Annotated in this window: 17 protein-coding genes; 12 read left to right on the top strand and 5 right to left on the bottom strand. The window is 43.4% G+C overall.

The features are described from left to right. The first annotated feature begins 62 nt into the window (after positions 1-62). Positions 63-1,622: a M20/M25/M40 family metallo-hydrolase gene (locus tag KIT51_00205; GenBank protein UYN86744.1), complete on the top strand. Its 1,560-nt coding sequence runs from the start codon at positions 63-65 to the stop codon at positions 1,620-1,622. A 59-nt stretch (positions 1,623-1,681) separates the two neighbouring features. Here the strand turns inward: KIT51_00205 and KIT51_00200 are convergent, their stop codons facing one another. After that, positions 1,682-2,260 (bottom strand): DNA-3-methyladenine glycosylase I, encoded by a 579-nt coding sequence (locus KIT51_00200; protein ID UYN86743.1) that lies wholly within the window; start codon positions 2,258-2,260, stop codon positions 1,682-1,684. Positions 2,261-2,344: 84 nt separating this feature from the next. On the opposite strand from KIT51_00200, the gene KIT51_00195 reads away from it, so the two are divergent. The 5 genes from KIT51_00195 (at position 2,345) to KIT51_00175 (ending at position 7,332) form a co-directional block, all read left to right on the top strand. Continuing rightward, positions 2,345-2,860, top strand: a complete 516-nt coding sequence (locus KIT51_00195) for a RidA family protein (protein ID UYN86742.1) — start codon at positions 2,345-2,347, stop codon at positions 2,858-2,860. Further along, a complete protein-coding gene (locus KIT51_00190) occupies positions 2,853-4,322 on the top strand; it encodes a gluconokinase (GenBank protein UYN86741.1) in 1,470 nt (489 codons plus the stop codon). Before KIT51_00195 ends, KIT51_00190 begins: the two co-directional genes overlap by 8 nt. Before the next feature lie 166 nt (positions 4,323-4,488). After that, positions 4,489-5,385 carry a decarboxylating 6-phosphogluconate dehydrogenase gene (gene gnd / locus KIT51_00185; protein ID UYN86740.1) on the top strand — a complete coding sequence of 299 codons (897 nt, stop codon included), beginning with the start codon at positions 4,489-4,491 and terminating at the stop codon, positions 5,383-5,385. 299 nt (positions 5,386-5,684) lie between these two features. Beyond that, positions 5,685-6,662: a hypothetical protein gene (locus tag KIT51_00180; GenBank protein ID UYN86739.1), complete on the top strand. Its 978-nt coding sequence runs from the start codon at positions 5,685-5,687 to the stop codon at positions 6,660-6,662. Continuing rightward, complete coding sequence (locus tag KIT51_00175; protein ID UYN86738.1) at positions 6,625-7,332, top strand: hypothetical protein; 708 nt, start codon at positions 6,625-6,627, stop codon at positions 7,330-7,332. The genes KIT51_00180 and KIT51_00175 overlap by 38 nt, the downstream gene beginning before the upstream one ends. A gap of 80 nt (positions 7,333-7,412) precedes the next feature. Here KIT51_00175 and KIT51_00170 read toward each other — a convergent pair whose 3' ends face one another. Further along, entirely contained in the window at positions 7,413-8,555 is a 1,143-nt protein-coding gene (locus KIT51_00170) for a PLP-dependent transferase (GenBank protein ID UYN86737.1), read from the bottom strand. A 129-nt stretch (positions 8,556-8,684) separates the two neighbouring features. Here KIT51_00170 and KIT51_00165 point away from each other — a divergent pair, with 129 nt between their 5' ends. Continuing rightward, the gene (locus KIT51_00165; GenBank protein ID UYN86736.1) at positions 8,685-9,554 is read left to right on the top strand and encodes an esterase family protein; all 870 of its coding nucleotides are present in this window, start codon (positions 8,685-8,687) and stop codon (positions 9,552-9,554) included. On the opposite strand, the gene KIT51_00160 is transcribed toward KIT51_00165, so the two are convergent. Then, positions 9,548-11,038, bottom strand: a complete 1,491-nt coding sequence (locus KIT51_00160; GenBank protein ID UYN86735.1) for a CotH kinase family protein — start codon at positions 11,036-11,038, stop codon at positions 9,548-9,550. The genes KIT51_00165 and KIT51_00160 overlap by 7 nt on opposite strands. Before the next feature lie 131 nt (positions 11,039-11,169). Between KIT51_00160 and KIT51_00155 the strand changes: the two genes are divergently transcribed. Then, a complete protein-coding gene (locus tag KIT51_00155) occupies positions 11,170-11,373 on the top strand; it encodes a hypothetical protein (GenBank protein UYN86734.1) in 204 nt (67 codons plus the stop codon). A gap of 142 nt (positions 11,374-11,515) precedes the next feature. On the opposite strand, the gene KIT51_00150 is transcribed toward KIT51_00155, so the two are convergent. Beyond that, entirely contained in the window at positions 11,516-12,550 is a 1,035-nt protein-coding gene (locus KIT51_00150; protein UYN86733.1) for an RluA family pseudouridine synthase, read from the bottom strand. A gap of 235 nt (positions 12,551-12,785) precedes the next feature. On the opposite strand from KIT51_00150, the gene KIT51_00145 reads away from it, so the two are divergent. Further along, positions 12,786-13,538, top strand: coding sequence for a hypothetical protein (locus KIT51_00145; protein UYN86732.1), 753 nt, complete (start codon positions 12,786-12,788; stop codon positions 13,536-13,538). A 17-nt stretch (positions 13,539-13,555) separates the two neighbouring features. Here KIT51_00145 and gdhA read toward each other — a convergent pair whose 3' ends face one another. Next, positions 13,556-14,908 carry an NADP-specific glutamate dehydrogenase gene (gene gdhA / locus KIT51_00140; GenBank protein ID UYN86731.1) on the bottom strand — a complete coding sequence of 451 codons (1,353 nt, stop codon included), beginning with the start codon at positions 14,906-14,908 and terminating at the stop codon, positions 13,556-13,558. Between the two features lie 109 nt (positions 14,909-15,017). Between gdhA and KIT51_00135 the strand changes: the two genes are divergently transcribed. The 3 genes from KIT51_00135 (at position 15,018) to uvrA (ending at position 19,392) form a co-directional block, all read left to right on the top strand. Continuing rightward, positions 15,018-15,899, top strand: a complete 882-nt coding sequence (locus tag KIT51_00135; GenBank protein UYN86730.1) for an aldo/keto reductase — start codon at positions 15,018-15,020, stop codon at positions 15,897-15,899. Positions 15,900-15,969: 70 nt separating this feature from the next. Next, positions 15,970-16,470, top strand: a complete 501-nt coding sequence (locus KIT51_00130; GenBank protein UYN86729.1) for a Uma2 family endonuclease — start codon at positions 15,970-15,972, stop codon at positions 16,468-16,470. 72 nt (positions 16,471-16,542) lie between these two features. Continuing rightward, a complete protein-coding gene (gene uvrA / locus KIT51_00125) occupies positions 16,543-19,392 on the top strand; it encodes an excinuclease ABC subunit UvrA (GenBank protein ID UYN86728.1) in 2,850 nt (949 codons plus the stop codon). Positions 19,393-19,408 lie beyond the last annotated feature (16 nt).

Here is a 19,408-nt window from a genome sequence, read left to right as displayed (position 1 = left end):
TAACCTCTTTCGAAAAGAGGTTTTTTATTTTTAAGCCCAACCAAAATAACCAGTCAAACACTATGAAGATTTTACTGCATTCAATCCTTATTGCACTGATTACCTCAACCGCCTATGCGCAGGAAAAAGTAGACACCACTATGGTGTCGCGCATAAAAAGGGAAGGCTTTGAGAATTCACAGGTTATGGGCATACTTGGCATGCTTACTGATGTACATGGCCCACGCCTCACCAATTCACCGGGTTATAAAAAAGCAGCTGACTACGCCAAAAAAACCATGGAGGCGTGGGGCTTACAAAATGTTCATTTTGATGTTTGGGACGAAGATTTTGGACGCGGTTGGCAGTTGAAGAAATTCAGTTTGCATGCTACTGCCCCGGTATATTTTCCGGTAATCGCTTTTCCCAAAGCATGGAGTCCCGGTATTAAAGGCACCCTTCAGGCCGAGGTTGTTTACCTGGATATTAAGAAGGAAGAAGACCTGGAGAAATACAAAGGCAAACTGAAAGGGAAAATTGTGTTGTTCAGTTTACCAACACCCGTGAAACCCGGCTTTGAACCTGATGCAAGACGGTTGGATGATAAGGACTTACTGCAGTTGGCCAACTCAGGTGCAACCGAAGCTTTTACCGGAAGAAGGTTTACTGCACCAACGGAGCCCCAGCGCCTGGCTTACATGAAGTGGGATTTGTGTGCTAAGGAAGGTGCCATTGCCATTTTGGAAGCAAGCCCCAACTCTCGGTTGGAAGACGGTACCGTAACGGTTGCCGCGGCCACGGTTCCATACCCGGCTGAAACTGCTTTTGCCGACAGGCTTTCATCGCGCCATCCCAATGCACCAAAAATCCTTCCGCAAGTTGTAGTAGCTGCGGAGCATTATAATCGCATGGTGCGCCAGATTCAGAGTGGCCTGCCGGTAAAAATGGAATTAACATTAGAAACAGAGTTTACACCAAACGAAAAGGGCTTTAATGTGATTGCTGAAATTCAAGGTACTGATTTAAAAGATGAAGTGGTTATGATCGGTGCCCATCTCGACTCATGGCACAGCGGAACCGGTACTACCGACAACGCAGCAGGGTCAGCCGTAATGATGGAGGCCATGCGGATTATCAAGGCACTGGGCATTAACCCACGCAGGACTATTCGCATTGGTTTGTGGGGCGGTGAAGAGCAAGGGCTTATTGGTTCACGCAATTATGTAAAGCGCGTGTACGGTGTTCGTGAGGGTGAAACCATTACGTATAAACCTGGTGCAGAAAAGTTCTCCGTTTACTTTAACATGGACAACGGTACCGGCAAATACAGGGGCGTATATATGCAAGGCAATGAAAAGGCACGGGAAGTATTCCGCGAGTGGCTCAGGCCATTTGAGAAATTGGGAGCCGCCACGTTAACACCTCGCAATACAGGCGGCACGGATCACTTGTCGTTTGATGGCATTGGCTTGCCGGGTTTCCAGTTTATTCAGGACCCGATTGAGTACAGTACCCGCACGCACCACACCAGCATGGATTTGTACGATAAAGCCATTGAAGATGATTTAAAGCACAACGCGGTAATGACTGCAGCCTTTGCATGGCTTGCTGCCAATCGCGATGAATTGTTTCCAAGAAAGTAGTTGTTAGTTGTTAGTTGATCGTTGTTGGTTGTTTCGTTTTATCACGCAACCAACAACGACTAACGATTTACCAAGGTATACCGCCAGCAATCCACCAGGTGATCGTTCACCAATCCGCAGGCCTGCATGTGTGCATACATTACCGTGCTGCCCACAAACTTAAATCCTCGCTTAAGTAAATCTTTACTCAACGCATCCGATTCTTTGGTTGTGGCCGGTACTTGCCTTAAGGACTTCCATTTATTAATAATCGGTTTTTCATCTACAAAACGCCAGATGTAGTTGCTAAAACTTCCGAATTCTTTCTGAACCTCCAGGAAACGTTTAGCATTATTGACAGCTGCATAAACCTTTAATCGGTTTCGGACAATGCCGGGGTCAAGCAGGATTTTTTCCAATCTCTTTTCAGTAAAGCGGGCAACCTTTTCAGGGTCAAAATCAGCGAAAGCTTTTCGATACCCCTCGCGCTTTTTTAAAATGGTGGACCAGCTTAGTCCTGCCTGCGCCCCCTCCAGGATCAAAAATTCAAAATGTGTTCGGTCATCGTGAACCGGAACGCCCCATTCGGTATCATGGTATTCAATGTATTGGTCAAATTTCAGGCACCAGGCACAGCGTACTTTTTCTTTTGCGGGCATAAGTTGTTCAAGTTAACAGAACAAAGTAAGTTTGGTGAACTGACAACAGTATGTCATCATTGAATAAAATTAAACGAAATCAACATGGTTAAGTCGGCATTTTTATTTTGTCTATGCTTGTTTGCGTGCTCAGCTTATACCCAGACTCCTGAAGCCAAATTGAAGGAGATGAAAGTCGAACTTTTTACGCCCCCCGCGCCAATGGCCAACTATGTGCGTGCCGTGCGCACCGGTAACTTAATTTACCTGGCCGGCCATGGGCCAACCCGTGCCGATGGTTCGAACATACAAGGAAAAGTGGGAAGGGATTTAACCGTTGAACAAGGCTATGATGCAGCCCGCCAAACCGGTATTGCGTTGCTCTCTACACTTAAATCAGAAATTGGCGACCTTAGTAAAGTGAAGCGGATTGTAAAAGTGCTGGGTATGGTAAACTGTACCGAAGATTTTAAAGATCAACCGAAAGTTATCAATGGATTTTCAGACCTGATGGTTGCCGTGTTTGGCGAAAAGGGAAAACATGCACGATCGGCTGTAGGTATGTATGCATTGCCTTCTAACATTGCCGTTGAAATTGAAATCATAGTAGAGGTTGAGTAGTTCGGCTCAACGCGTAATCCTGGCGATTGATATTGGCACAAGTAGCGTAAAGGCGCTTGCGCTTAATCAATCCGGAGAGGAGTTATTTCAGGATCGACAATCATTCGCTACACATCACCCCAGGCCGGGCTTTAGTGAACAATGTGCCGATGAGATTTATGGGGCAGTAAAAAGAGTAATCCTCAATTGCCCCGCCAGCATAAAGGATAATGTTTCAGCGCTGAGTTTCAGTAGCGCCATGCATAGCATTATGGCGGTGGATGAACAATCAAATCCACTTACCCCGCTCATCATCTGGTCTGATTTACGCAGTGAGGAAGAAAGTACGCAACTTCAAAGCGACACTGAATTACTTGATCGTTTTGCTTACACCGGCACGCCCATACACCCCATGTCGCCTTTATGTAAGTTGCTTTGGCTAAAAAAGCATCAACCCGAAGTTTTTGAGCGTGCGCATAAATTTATTGGCGTTAAGGAATTTATCTGGTATAAGTTTTTTCAGTGCTTTGAAATTGATCAGGGAATTGCTTCGGCAACGGGCATGCTTAAAACGGGTACTTATTTGTGGTTTAATGAAGCCCTTGCATTAACGGCAATAGAGGAGCATAAACTTTCAACTCCTGTTTCAACCTACCATTATCGTTTGTTATCGAATACGAATGCCCTTCATGAGCTTGGGTTTCTTCAGCCCATCAATTGTGTTATTGGTTCCAGCGATGGTTGCCTGGCTCACCTGGGCAGTTTTGCTTTACAAGCGGATTCACTTTCGTTAACTATCGGAACGAGCGGGGCAGTACGCTGGACGGTCAGGCAAAATAATCCATTACCTAAACCAACTATTTTCAGGTATCACCTGGATGAACAGACCCTTATTGAAGGAGGGGCATCGAACAATGGAGCGGTATTGATCGAATGGTTCTCCAGGAATTTTTTGAAAGAAAATATCGATGCGTCAATATTCATTCAGCGTGCCATGAAAGTAACCCCGGGCGCAGAAGGCCTTATTTTTTTGCCATACGTTTTCGGGGAGCGTGCCCCTGTCTATTATCCGGCTGCCTCCGGAATATTCTTCGGTATCCGGCAGCATCACACAACCGATCATTTTATGCGTGCCATTGTTGAGGGCATTGGTTATGCACTTTACTCCATTGTTGATCATGCAAAAGCACAGTTGAATTATCCTTACCTGGTGGCCAACGGTGGTTTTGCGCAGTCGCGTGAATGGGTTCAGCTAATAGCCGATATTTTCGGAAAACCTGTTTACCTGAACCATCATGATAATGCCTCTGCCGTGGGCGCAGCCCTGGTTGGTTTTAAAGCTATGGGTATAGAAACAGCTTTTTCGCATAGGCCCATAATGGTAATACAACCCGTTCAGGAAATGAACAGCGTATACCAGAAAGTTTATTCAAGATTCCATGTTTTATGCAATCGATTTTTGGATAACCTGGAAGGACTTTAGCAGGCCAATGTGCCTCAAATAGCTTTGCGGACTTCAGGAAGTTTGAATAATAGATTAATTTGTCGCATTGTCTTGTCAGGCAAATGGGAGTCAACCGGAAAGGGTGGGAAGTTTTGCCCCTGATGATAATTAAAATTGGATAGTCGTACTAACCCTGAAAAGTAACATGCAGCTTGGCTTAATCGGATTGGGAAAAATGGGCTACAACCTGGCCTTGAACTTTAAGCGTAATGGTCACGCGGTAGTGGCATACGATACCAGTAAGGCCGCTATGGAGCGCATCCAGGCTGAGGGTATCGCCACGGCTTCGTCAGTTGCTGACCTTACCGAAAAACTTCCCGGCCGCAGGGTTATCTGGATTATGGTGCCTGCCGGAAACACGGTAGACATTATCATCAACAACCTTAATGATTACTTGCATAAAGATGACATATTGATTGACGGGGGCAACTCTAACTTCAAAGACACACAAAGACGCGGCCGAGACCTGGAGAAAATAGGCATTCACTTACTCGATTGTGGTACCAGCGGAGGGGTTACGGGTGCGCTTCACGGGGTTTGCACCATGATTGGCGGCTCTCCTGATGCCTACCACTATTGCAAGCCATTGTTCACCTCAATGTCTGTTCCAAACGGATCGTTGTATTGCGGCAAAATCGGCAGCGGCCACTTTGTGAAGATGGTGCATAACGGTATTGAGTACGGCATGATGCAGGCCATCGCAGAAGGATTTGAGGTGATGAATAAATTCAATCCCGATTTTGACCTGGCCGCTATTGCCAAGGTCTGGAATCACGGCTCAGTTGTTCGCAGTTGGCTAATGGAGCTCACACAAAACGCCCTGGTAAAAGATAAAAACCTCGAGTCTATAAAAGGTGTGGCGCATTCTTCCGGTGAAGGAAAATGGACGGTAGAAACTGCGCTGGAAATGGGTGTGCCGATTCCGGTTATTACCATGTCTTTACTGATGCGATACAGAACGCAAAATGAAGACACTTTTGCGGGCAAACTGGTTGCCGCACTGCGCAATGAATTTGGCGGGCATGCAGTGGAGAAGAAATAACTTTGTGACCTGTTATGTGAAGTTAGAGCGATCGAACAATCTTTAATACATACCAATACTACGAATGCTTCATTCACTTGGTGTCATTTCGTACTGAAAGCAAATGCGTTCTGATTATAAAAGTGGTAAACTAAATGAACGCCCAACATTACCCCAAAACAGTTTTGGTTCAATATCATTCTTTTGTACTTTTATACAAACCCCCGATACTATGAAAACATTACTCACCAAAATCAGCTTATCATTTATATTTTTGGCTGTTAGCTGCATGCCAGACATTACCCCCCCACACACAAGAAGTGTTTTTAAGTTTTGAAAGTTTTGATCACTTTTTCTCTTCAGTAAAAGAATTCACGGAACAAGGAAATACAAGTATCCTTAGAGGATACTCACAGAATAACGGATTCTCGTCTTTACTTGATCTTTATGAGCAAGCAATCGAAGAAGAGGATGCTTTTTTAGAGCACCTAATACAAATTTATGGTGAATCTTCTGAACTCTCCCGTAGTCAGGTTGGCTGGACATCAAAGACAAATTATCTTCTTGACAAGGGCTCTGTATTTATCGATGAATATGGTACGATTGACATGGATGTAACTATTCCTGCATATGGAAAGTTTCTTAATGCTAATGGAATCGTTAAAATTAACTCTGATCTTTTTCAGTTTAGAAGGGATGTTGTTAAGATATTAACCGGAGGGTCAGTTGATAGAATTCCTCAACTATTGAAACAGCAATTAACTGGAAATGGAATACTAGTTATCCCTGTTACACGAATTAGAAGCAATTCCTCTAGCGGACGTGTTCAAGCTGTATCTTCATGTGCGAGTACAATCGGAAATTATAGACTAATTGCATACGAAGAATGGGTGGCGAGTAATTTACCAGGAGGATGTGGTCCTGGGCTTGTTTTACATAATTACTATCTAAGGCTGAGATCGTTACATAAAATATTGGGGACTTGGCAAAATCATAAGACACATTACCTTCAGTCGGCAGGCGATTTAAAGATCAGTCATTGGGTAGACTGTGACCCTAGCCCATCCAATCAGCATTTGCTTGTTAACACACCTTATCAAAACTCGAATTATTCCATAACCTGCCCCTACGATCACACTTGCCATATTTATTTTCTACAAAATTATGATGCGGGACCATGTTCAAGTAGAAACACTTGCGCTAACCCAAATAATTACCACAACTCCTATATTTCAATTGATATAAATAATCATCATGCACATGGGAAAAATGGTACCAATTGTCAATTTGGCTTTTAGCATAACTTGTATTCTCCTCCCCATTGACGGTAAATGTCAATCGCCAATACAAAGGGGCACATATGGTGTAAAAATTGGTTTAGGTTATTCAGGCTACCAAAATGCCGTATCTATTGTTTATGCAGGGCCACCCTTCTTTACAGATTTAGTCGTAAGTAAGGAAAATTTACCATGCTATTCTGTCGAACTTTTCAAAATTTATTCCCTAAAAAAGTTTTTGGGGGTGGAGCAAGCATTTGGGTTTACTTACTTGGCCTACAAAACCCATTTTAATTATGACCTAAACACGTCCATTAATAATATTTTAAGCATTAAAAGGGAATTTAATTATTTTTTCCTTATACATCGCCTTAAGCAAGAAGTTAGAATTTCAGATAGAATTAGTGCAGGTGCAACTATTGGCCTTTCGATTAATTACTTGATACGCTCCAATGCTGAGTACATTAATTTTGTTAACGGAAAAAACAGAATTCTCTATGAAGATAAAACAAACTCAGAGCCTCGGTTTTCCTTAGGGTATGAGGTAAGTGGTATGATTTCTTATTCCTTAACACCAAATTTGTTTTTTCAAATAAGACCAGCCTACACTAAATTAATTAAGCCTGTTGACAACAAAGAAAGGAGAATATTTGCTTATGGCATCGGAGTTTTTTTTATTAAAAAATTCTGATCTATTAAAGCCCCGTGGTACTTTGAACGTATAGACAGTATTTGCCTAAAGAGGGATTATTTAGTAAGTAAAGAGATCAATTAAATAAACTTTAAGGCCTGTGTAATATCCCCCATCAAATCATCAGCCTCCTCAATACCTACCGACAAGCGCACCAGGTTATCGGTCACATTAATCTTTGCGCGCTCTTCCGCAGTCATTTTAGCATGCGATGTTCTAACCGGTGAACAAATCGTGCTCTCCACACCGCCCAGGCTTAATGCCCGTTTGATCAGCCTGAGCCGGTTCATAAAGGCATGTGGATCGCCAAGAACTTCAAACGAAAGCATGCCACCAAAGCCACCGGGCATTTGTGCTTTGCCAATTTCGTAACCCGGGTGATCAGTTAAACCCGGATAATAAACCTTCCCGATTTTAGTATGGGTTTTCAGCCACAGCGCAAGTTTCAACGCATTTTCGTTTTGCTGACGAACCCGTAAAACGATGGTTTTTAAACTCCGCTCTACCAACCAGCAGGTATGGGCATCCAACGAACCACCAAAGTGAAAGGCACTGTTCCAGATTTGTTTGATATGTTCCCTTGAGGCCACTGCAGCACCACAACACAAATCACTGTGCCCGCCAATGTATTTTGTGCCACTGTGCGTCACCACATCCACCCCCAGGTCAATCGGGTTTTGATTTACTGGCGATGCAAAGGTGTTGTCAATTATAGTAACTAGGCCATGCTGCTTCGCAATTGCTGATACAGCTTTTATATCCGTAATGGTTAAGGTTGGGTTGGAGGGTGTTTCAATGTAAATAACTTTTGTGTTGGACTTTATGGCTTTTTCAAATTCCTGCGGCTTGGTGCCGTCTACCAGGGTATACTCAATGCCATATCGGGGAAACTCCACCGCTACAGCATTAAAAGTCCCACCGTATAAATCATTTTGCAAAACGGCATGATCGCCTTGCTTCAAAAAGGCAAATAGCGATGTCATGATGGCCGCCAGGCCTGAACTGAAAATAAGTCCGTCTTCAGCATTTTCAAGGGCGGCTATTTTTTGTGCCACAGCACGTTGGTTAGGGGTGTTGAAATAGCGGGGATATTGTGTTTCACCAGTCCCTTCATAGTCGTAGGCAGCGGATGGGAAAACCGGGTTGACGATTCCTTTATGGACCGAATCACCAACTGAACCGGAATGTACACTTTGGGTTAACTTCGAGCTTGAAATAGCCATGGAAATAATTTTCAGTAAAAGTATGGTAACAGATTCAAACTTTAGCGTTGATTATTTTACTGACCAAATTGATTTTTGGAGGGCTCATTTTTTGAATTGATTATATTGCTCATCTAAACCCAAAGTACCATGCGGCAAATATTTCCTCTTCTGGTTTTCCTGTCCGTAATTACCGCCAGCGCACAGGTAGGGGTAATTAAAGAAAGCCTGAAGCTCAAAAGTACAATTCTGGGCAAAGATGTTGAGTATAGCCTTTACCTTCCGCCCGACTATGACCAAAGCAACAGAAGGTACCCCGTGCTTTACCTGTTGCATGGATATTCCGATGATGAAACCGGATGGACCCAGTTCGGGGAAGTAAAAGCTATTGCCGATAAACAATTGCAGAACATGGAGATGACCTCCATGATTATTGCCATGCCCGATGGCGGGGTGAGTTGGTATATTAACAGCGCTGATGGAAAAGTGAAGTACGAAGATTTTTTCATCAAGGAGTTTGTCCCGCATATTGATGCCTCATTGCGCACACGTCCGGAAAAACGTTATCGCGGTATTGCCGGGCTTTCCATGGGCGGGCACGGAACTATGATTATGGCCGTTAAGTACCCACAGCTTTTTGCCGTAGCGGCTCCACTAAGTGCGGGTATTTTCACCCGCGATGAGTTAATCAACATGCCTGATGAAAATTGGGATTATGTATTTAGTCCACCGTATGGTAAGAATAAAGGAGAGGCCAGGTTAACCGATCACTTAAAAAAAAACTGGATACTTTCGCTGGTTACTGATGCCAATGCCGAGGACCTGAAAAAGGTGAAATATTATATTGATTGTGGCGATAAGGACTTCCTGATTAAAGGCAACATGGAGCTTCATTCAATTTTAATCGATAAGAAAGTTCCGCACGAATTTCGGGTTCGTCAAGGCATACACGATTGGGATTACTGGCGCACGGCTTTACCGGAGGTTTTCAACTTTGTTTCAAAGTCTTTCCATCAATAGTAGGCCCAACGCAATACTTTACCATCGATCATTAAATAGTACAAGCCTGCCCCGGCATAATCGGGTAACGATATTTTTATACGTTGGTCATCGGTTGTGCTAACGGTTACAGGCATCCGTATGCCCGTGCTGTTATAAACCTGAGGTTCGGTAAAAATTTCACTGGTGGAGTAATATACAAAGGGTTGGTTGGAAGGATTAGGGTAAAGAGACGCAACACGATTGTCTTCCGGGATTAACGCTTGCACCTGTTGAAAGGCATAGCGTCTCCGCACCTCAAGAAATTCCTTTAGTCCATACCTTACGTGATTATTGTTCAATCGTGTTTCGAATGAGGTTAAAAAATCAGCGTGGGTAAAGCCAAAAGCTTTGCCGAAATAGGTATCCTCTTTAACGGCTTGATCCAATATACTTTTGTAGGAATTTAACAATGTAACCAGAAAGGATGCATTGAAATACTCATCCAGCAATTGTTTTAAATACGCTTCGTACTGACGTTTAAAATCAGGGATATTCAATAACCTTTTTGTGAGGGGCAATGGTATTTGTTCGCGAGGCCATTTGGTTAAATCCCGCTTAGCCCAATCCCTGCCCAACCAATCGATGCCCCAGGTGTTGTCGGCATCGTAAGGAAAATATTCAAATAGGCCACTGTTGCCGTTATAAAACAGGTAGTAGTTATTCATGTTGTAGCTGTATCCATCCCAATGGCCTAGCATGGCCTCCACCGCCAACTGCCGCAGGTATAGGTCTACATTAAATACCTTTTCAATTTCAGTTACAAAGGAACGAGCAGGTGTATTGTTTAGCACGTTTACAAAGTGTTCCAGTTCGGCACGCGTGTCTTTTGACTTGTTGATTTCTGATTCATACAGTTCCGCGTTCTGGATTTGCCCATCGTCCAGGAGGTTTGCCCCAAAACTGCACTTGTATAAAAAGCCCTTATCGTTACCGTAACGTAGTTTTAAAAATTCATCATCCAATTGTTCAACATTAATGTATACGCCCATATATTCGTCATTGATATATAACCGAAGCGGAAACGTCCGGGCTGCCGGAACGTTCATTTCGCGGAAATACAATAATGACAGGGGCTCGCGCACCTGTGTTGGGTCATTTACATTCGGTTTCAGGTTAAACTTTTTATGGTTGTAGAACTTCTTTCCGCCAAATTCACGGAAGTCAATTTTGAAGGGTTTCTTTTCATGCAGGCGCGATGAATTGCCCCGTAACCGGATGCCCACCTTTTTTTCCAGGATCGTGTCCAACTGCGAGTTGGTCATTTGAAAAATAGCTGGTAAATATTTTTCACTATTTACGTTTGCAGGATCCAGAAGCAAAGCCTTATCCTGTGGAGTCAGGGTCAACCGTATTATTGCCAATTCAGAGGGCCGAAAAATGGCATCTGTTCCGGGGTTTTGAACTTGTGCTGACAACCAAATAGCTGTCAACAGGATGATGCTTATAAGAAATAAACGCTTCACCAGTTATCAGTAGAACCCAAAATTACCTCATTTGACCATATTATTTATCCTTTATCATTTCATTATCAATGGGTTACAGTAAACTTTTCTAACCGATAAACGTTATATTTACAGTAACAACCACTAAAACGATGACAACAGCCACCCAAAAGCTCCAAATACTGGAGTCTCTGGACGCCTTGGATCAGTCGCAATCTGAAAAAGTACTGGCATATATCAAGAATATGCTGGTAACTAATCAAGATGAGAGTCAGTATAAACGCTTTAAACGCGAAGCCATGAAGGAGATTCGCAAGGCGTTAAAAACTGATCGAAGCCTGAGACTGCAGGCTTAAGGCGTCTGACCTTCTTCTTTCAAAAGATCGGACTGCTCGTTGGTCTGGTAAAACCTTCGTCCCTTTTCAGAAAAAACCTTCACTTTCTGGTAACAAAAGATTAGTTTCTGTTTAATCTGGTTCCTTCTTTGGATTCTGATCGCTATTCGTGTTGAACATACTTCTCCCATTTTTCCAACACCGCAGTGAAATCTGCAGGTAATTCGGAGTTGAATTGCATGAAGGTTTTAGTTTTTGGATGAATGAATCCTAAGGTTTTTGCATGCAGCGCCTGTCGGGGAATTAGCTTAAAACAATTGTCAACAAACTGCCGGTATTTGGAAAACACGGTTCCCTTTACAATTTGATCGCCCCCGTACATGGCATCGTTGAATAATGGATGACCAAGGTACCTCATGTGCGCGCGTATCTGGTGGGTGCGGCCAGTCTCCAGTTTGCATTCAAGCAATGAAACATAGCGAAGATCTTTCAACAACCTGTAACGTGTAATGGCATGCCTCCCCATGTTTCCGTCCGGAAAGGCAACCGTAACTCTTCGGTCTTTCAGGCTTCGGCCAACATGAACATTGATCGTTCCTTCCGGAGGATCAGGAATACCCCATACCAAAGCATAGTAGGTTCGTTCAATAGTGTGATCGAAAAATTGCTTGGCCAGCGAAGTCATGGCTTGCTCTGTTTTGGCAATTACCAACAGGCCGGATGTATCTTTATCGATTCGGTGCACAAGGCCGGGCTTACCTTCATTTCCCGGTAGTTGAGGAAGGTTTTGAAAGTGATAGGCCAGGGCATTTACCAATGTTCCTTTCCAATTTTGGTAAGCCGGATGCACCACCATGCCTGCTGGCTTGTTGATGACCAGCAACGTATCGTCTTCATAAACGATATTGAGTGGAATGTTTTCGGGTACCACATCGGTGTCGCGTGGGGGTTCAGGAAATGAAATTACAATGACATCGTTTGGATGCACCTTGTAGTTGGATTTTACAGGCTTGTCGTTAACCGTTACAAACCCATCGTCAATCCCTTTTTGGATTTTTGATCGCGACACATTGGCCAGACGGTCGTTAAGGAATTTATCGATACGCAATAAACCTTGTCCCGGATCAGCCACAATGCGGTGGTGTTCGAACAATAATTCTTCTTCAGCATCATCGGGCAATACAAGGTCTTCAGCCATCGTGTAAAAGTAGACAAAGATAAATTGATTATGAGATTGTAAACTTTTCTACGAATGGTTTTCAATTTGATTTGATACTGGTTTCTTTGTCGCCATGAAGGTTCGGTTGGTTTGGTTTTCTATTCTCCTAATTCCAGTTTCTTGTGAACGATCATCTGAAACACAGAAGGATACTTTTGAGCAGGGTGTAATTGCGGGAGTTATAAATTCAAAAAAAATCGATGAAGCCTCCGGTATGGCCGCTAGCTACGCCAATCCGGGTATGTTATGGACACACAATGACAGCGGTGATAAGGCAAGAATATTTTTAATTGATTCATTGGGCAGGCATCGGGCAACCGTATGGTTAAAAGAAACGATAAACCGTGATTGGGAAGATATTGCTGTGGGGCCCGGCCCCGAAAGGGATAAGACTTATGTTTACATAGGGGATATTGGCGATAATCTGGCCAAGTATGAATACAAATTTATTTACAGGTTTCAGGAACCGGTTATCACTACACAGGACACAACAATTGAAATCGAACAGGCAGACTCCATAAAATTTACATTACCCGATGGCATTCGCGATTGTGAAGCGTTGATGATTGATCCGGCTACTAAAGATCTTTATATTTTTTCAAAACGTGAGCCTGCCATAAACCTGTACCGGTTACCTTACCCTCAGTCAACTACAGAAATTATGTTGGCGGAAAAAGTTTTGGAGGCACTACCGTTTACACTGATTGTGGCTGCCGATTGGTCAGCCGATGGAAAGGAAATACTAATCAAAGATTATGAACAGGTGTATTACTGGCGAAGAAGTAATAACGAACCGATTGCTGAACTTTTGAAAACACAACCTGTATTATTGCCTTATCATCAGGAGCCCCAAGGCGAAAGCATTGCTTTTGATTATTGGGGGAAAGGATACTACACCCTTAGCGAAAAGGCCAAAGGAGTGAAGCCCGCGTTAATGTTCTACAAAAGAATTGAAGCAAAAAACTAACAACGAATAACCAATAACTATATAACACCTTGGGCTTTCATTGCATTGGCCACCTTTAAAAATCCCGCAATGTTGGCACCTACCATATAGTTGCCAGGCTTGCCGTATTCATTGGCAGCGGCTAAGCACGTATCATGAATGTTTTTCATGATGTCCTGAAGTTTGGAGTCCACTTCTTCACGCGTCCAATTGGCACCCATAAAGTTTTGGGTCATTTCCAGACCTGAAGTTGCCACGCCACCGGCATTGGAGGCCTTGCCGGGTGAGTACATCACACCGTTATCGATTAAGATAGTGATGCCTTCGATGGTGACTGGCATGTTAGCGCCTTCGCCCACCAGCTTAATACCGTTTTTCACCAGGTTGTTGGCATCATTGCCGTTCACCTCATTTTGTGTGGCGCACGGAAAGGCACAATCAGCTTTAATGTTCCATAGTGGATTATGATCGGCCTTCGGATCAATATCGTGATAGACTGCACTTTTGTATTTATCGGCATATTCTTTTATGCGACCACGTTTTTCGTTTTTCAGCGTTTTTAAAAACTCAAGTTTCTCTTTGGTTATACCCGCTTCATCAACAATAAACCCATTTGAGTCTGAGGCTGTAATAACTTTGCCGCCCATTTTATTTATTTTTTCAATGGCGTATTGCGCTACATTCCCCGATCCGGACACCAGACAGGTTTTGCCCTTAATCGAATCGCCCTTGGTGTGCAGCATGTTTTCAGCAAAGTAGATCAGACCGTAGCCTGTTGCTTCTGTACGGATTAAACTTCCGCCCCAGCCAATGCCTTTGCCGGTAAACACTCCTGTAAACTCGTTTTTGATTTTCTTATAAGCACCAAACATATAACCGATTTCCCGGCCACCAACACCAATGTCTCCAGCGGGTACATCTAACCGGTGGCTGATGTGGCGCGACAGTTCACCCATAAAAGCCTGGCAGAATTTCATGATTTCATTTTCGGATTTTCCTTTCGGATCAAAGTCAGAACCGCCCTTGCCGCCACCCATAGGTATGCCGGTTAGTGCATTTTTAAAAATCTGCTCGAAGGCCAAAAACTTTAGTACGCTTGGTGTTACCGAAGGGTGGAACCGAAGGCCACCTTTATACGGCCCAATGGCGCTGTTCATTTGTACACGATAACCGCGGTTCACATGAATTTCACCCTTATCATCAAGCCAGGTTACACGGAAAGAGATCATACGTTCCGGTTCCAGCATCCGTTCCAGTATTTTTAATTTTTGAAGCTCTTTATTTTTTTCAATGGCCGGCCAGATAGAGACAATCACTTCTTCAGCGGCCTGTAAAAATTCTGGTTCGTTGGGGTTCCTTTGCTTAATAAGATCAAGGATGTCGTTCTGCATAGGTGGTATTTTTTATCCAAGTTAGCAGAAGTATGAGGAATGCAAACGTTTTAACAACCAGATTTTAGTATTTGGATTGAAGGCAATTAAACTTATGTAATTTACAGGCATGGAAAGGAAAAGGATACATCCGGAGGGACCAGAATTCTCAAGGATTATTACCGGGGTATGGCGATGGCATGCCCTTTCGGCCAACGACACCGAAGCATTGATTAACACATCGCTTGAAAACGGCATTACTACATTTGATCATGCCGATATTTATGGAAATTATTCTTGTGAGGAATTGTTTGGTAAAGCTATTGAGAACCGATCATCGTTGCGGAATACAATTCAACTGGTAACTAAATGTGGCATTAAACTTCTATCCGATAAAAGACCGGAACACCAGATCAAACACTATGATACCTCCAAAGAACACATTATTTGGTCGGTTGAAAATTCATTACAAAATTTAAAAACCGATTACCTGGATTTATTACTACTCCATCGCCCTGATCCGCTGATGAACCCCGCAGAAGTGGCGGAAGCATTTAGCATGCTTAAACAATCCGGGAAAGTTTTATTTTTTGGAGTTTCAAATTTTACACCTACCCAGGTTGAGTTGTTGGCAAGTTACTTACGCGACCCACTGGTAACGAATCAGATTGAAATTTCTTTGTTTAATCATCAACTGCTCTTCGATGGTACGGTGGATACTTTGATGAAGCATCAGATTTCCCCCATGGCCTGGTCGCCATTAGGTGGAGGTAAATTTTTTGCTGACAGCGAAATTCAAAAACAATTGGAAACCTTTGCTCAACGCTACACCTGCAGCATCAGCCAGTTGTTACTGGCTTGGCTACTAAGACACCCATCAGGTATTTTTCCGATTTTGGGTACAACCAACACAAACAGGTTGACTGAAGGGGCTAAGGCGCTAACTGTTCAATTGGATAAACAGGATTGGTTTGCCATGTTAAAGCTGGTTACGGGTAGGGATGTAGCGTGAACCTCTTTGTTCAATTAATTGTATCTTTGGTATGATGAAGCCGACACTTGACAGCCCGCCTCGCACGCTCATGGAGGTTTACAAAAGCTTGCCTGAAGGGACATTGGCGGAATTAATTGATAATAATTTATACATGTCACCATCACCGCTACCGCGCCATCAGGCAGTATTAAATGAAATAAATTTTCAGTTAATGGTCTTCTTCAAAAAGAACCTCAAAGGGATGGTTTATATCGCTCCATTTGATGTTTATTTTGATGAAATAAGTAATGCGGTTCAGCCGGATTTAGTGATTGTGCTGAATAATAATTCCAGCAAAGTAAACCTTGATGGGCATTTTCATGGTGTGCCCGACATCATCATAGAGATTCTTTCACCGGGCAGCAAAGATCATGATCGGATTAAGAAAAAGACTTTATATGAAAAATTTGGAGTTAAAGAATATTGGATGGTAGATCCCGAAACTAAACTTGCTACCGGGCTTACGCTGAAAAATCAGAAATATGAGCCTATCTCAGAACAAATTGGTAAAATCAGTTCCCTTCTGCTCAACACCGAAATTTCTTTTTAAGCCGAAACAGAATTAATCTGCTGTTGTCTGGTAACAATCCTTCCTCCATTTTTGTATTCTTCATAAAAATTCATGGCGCGGGCATTAGCGGAGAAAAAAGTAAAGGATTCAACCGGTTTCGATTTCATAGAAATTATTGGTGCGCGCGAGCATAACCTCAAGAATGTTAACCTTTCTTTTCCACGCAATAAGCTGGTTGTCATAACCGGCATCAGCGGAAGTGGCAAGTCATCGTTGGCTTTTGATACCATATATGCTGAAGGCCAACGCAGGTATATGGAAAGTTTTTCGGCTTATGCCAGAAGTTTCCTGGGCAACCTCGAACGGCCCGATGTAGACAAGATCAACGGACTTAGTCCGGTTATATCCATTGAGCAAAAAACTACATCACGCAATCCGCGATCAACGGTAGGTACTGTAACGGAAATTTATGACTTCATGCGCCTGCTGTTTGCCCGAACGGCTGAGGCCTATTCTTACCTGAGCGGAGAAAGAATGATTCGCCAATCTGAAGACCAAATACTGGATGCTATCCTTCAGAATTTCAAAGGCAGAAAATTAATCTTGCTGGCACCGGTGGTAAAAGGTCGTAAAGGGCACTACCGCGAGCTGTTCCAGCAAATCCGTAAGCAAGGGTTTACCAAAGTTCGTGTGGATGGCGAGTTGCTCGACATTACGGCTAAGATGCAGGTTGATCGCTATAAGATACACGACATTGAAGTGGTTATTGACCGGATTGTGGTAGATGCTAAAGACCGTGCGCGTATTGGCCAGTCTATTAATCGTGCACTCAAAGAAGGTAAGGGTGTGATTATGGTGTTGGATGAGCAGCAGAAGGTTCATCACTTTTCAAAATTTCTGATGGATCCTGTTACCGGGCTTTCCTACGATGAGCCTGCACCCAATACGTTTTCTTTCAACTCTCCATATGGTGCCTGCCCGGTGTGCAATGGCTTAGGACAGGTTGAAGAGATTACCGAAGAATCGGTAATCCCCGATAAGAAATTGAGCATTAGCCGTGGCGGAATTTTACCGTTAGGTGAATACCGCGACATCTGGATTTTCAAAAAAGTTGAAGCCATTCTAAAACGATACAAACTCACCCTAAGCACACCCATTAAAGACATACCGAAAGATGTATTGAAAGTGTTGTTGTATGGCGATGATGTTCCGGTGGCCGTTGCCTCAGTGAAATATCCGGGCACGGAATGGAATACACGGTTTGAAGGCATCGTGAATTTTTTGGAAAAGCAACGCGATGAAGGATCAGAAGCCATAAAACGTTGGGTTGAAGATTTTATGATTGTGAAAACCTGTCAGGAATGCAACGGTGCAAGATTGAAAAAGGAATCTCTGCACTTCCTTATTGATGGAAAGAACATTGCCCAACTGGCAGCACTCGACATAAAAAAACTCAATGATTGGTTTAAGAATTTGGAAGACCGACTCAATGAAAAGCAACGCACCATTGCCATTGAAGTACTGAAAGAAATCCGCAAGCGCATTGGCTTTTTGTTAGATGTTGGCCTTGAGTACCTGAATCTTGACCGCCCCTTAAGAACGCTCAGTGGAGGTGAAGCACAACGTATTCGATTAGCGACACAAATCGGCACGCAACTGGTAGGCGTTTTATATATTTTGGATGAACCCAGCATCGGCTTGCACGCCCGCGATAATGTTAAGCTTATTAAGGCATTAAAAGATTTGCGCGACCTCGGTAACTCAGTAATTGTTGTAGAGCACGATAAGGAAATGATGCTGGAGTCGGACTACATTATTGATATTGGTCCGGGTGCAGGGCGCCATGGAGGTCAGGTAGTAGCCGAAGGCAATCCACAATCTTTTCTGAAAAATGGAAGTACTACGGCAAAATATTTAAACGGAAAGCTCTCCATCAATTACAGCAAAGAAAGGCGAGCAGGAAGCGACCATTATTTAAGGCTTACTGGTGCAACAGGCAATAACCTGAAAAATGTTGATCTGGAAATCCCGCTGGGTACATTAACCTGTATTACTGGTGTATCCGGCAGCGGAAAGTCAACGCTCATTCATGAAACGCTTTACCCCATTCTTAACAAACACTTTTTCAATTCACGAAAAGATCCGCTCGGCTATAAAAAAGTAGAAGGACTTGAACATATTGATAAAGTAATAGAAGTTGATCAATCACCCATTGGAAGAACGCCCCGATCAAACCCCGCTACCTACACAGGTGTGTTTACCGACATCCGCGATTTATTTGCTCAATTACCGGAAGCAAAAATCAGGGGCTACAAACCGGGCAGGTTTTCATTCAACGTAAAAGGCGGTCGATGCGAAACGTGTGAGGGTGCAGGCTTGAGATTAATTGAAATGGAATTTCTTCCGGATGTTTACGTGCATTGCGAAACCTGTAAAGGCAGGCGCTATAACCGCGAAACACTTGAAGTGCGTTTCAAAGGTAAATCTATTTCGGATGTGTTGGACATGACCGTAGAAGAAGCCGTGACCTTTTTTGAAAATCAACCCAAGATTTTAAGGAAAATCAAAACCCTTGCTGATGTGGGCCTTGGCTATATTTCATTAGGTCAGCATGCTACAACGTTATCGGGTGGGGAAGCGCAGCGTGTAAAACTTGCAACAGAATTATCGAAACGCGATACCGGTAAAACCTTTTATATCCTAGATGAACCAACCACCGGGCTGCATTTTCAGGATATTTCCCATTTGTTGAATGTGCTGCAAAAGCTGGTGGATAAAGGCAACACGGTGCTGGTGATTGAACACAATATGGATATTATTAAGTCAGCCGATTTTATTGTTGACCTTGGCCCGGAAGGCGGTGAGTTGGGCGGGCGTATTGTAGCCATGGGCACCCCGGAAGCAGTGGCCAATAACCCGGCTGGTTACACCGGAAAATTTTTGAAGGTGGAGTTGAATTGACGTTATTGCCTTCGGT

The sequence above is a fragment of the Cyclobacteriaceae bacterium genome (assembly GCA_025808415.1).
Lineage (GTDB): Bacteria > Bacteroidota > Bacteroidia > Cytophagales > Cyclobacteriaceae > UBA2336.
Note: the sequence above shows the minus strand (reverse complement) of the source record. Positions and strands in the feature narration are given on the sequence as shown.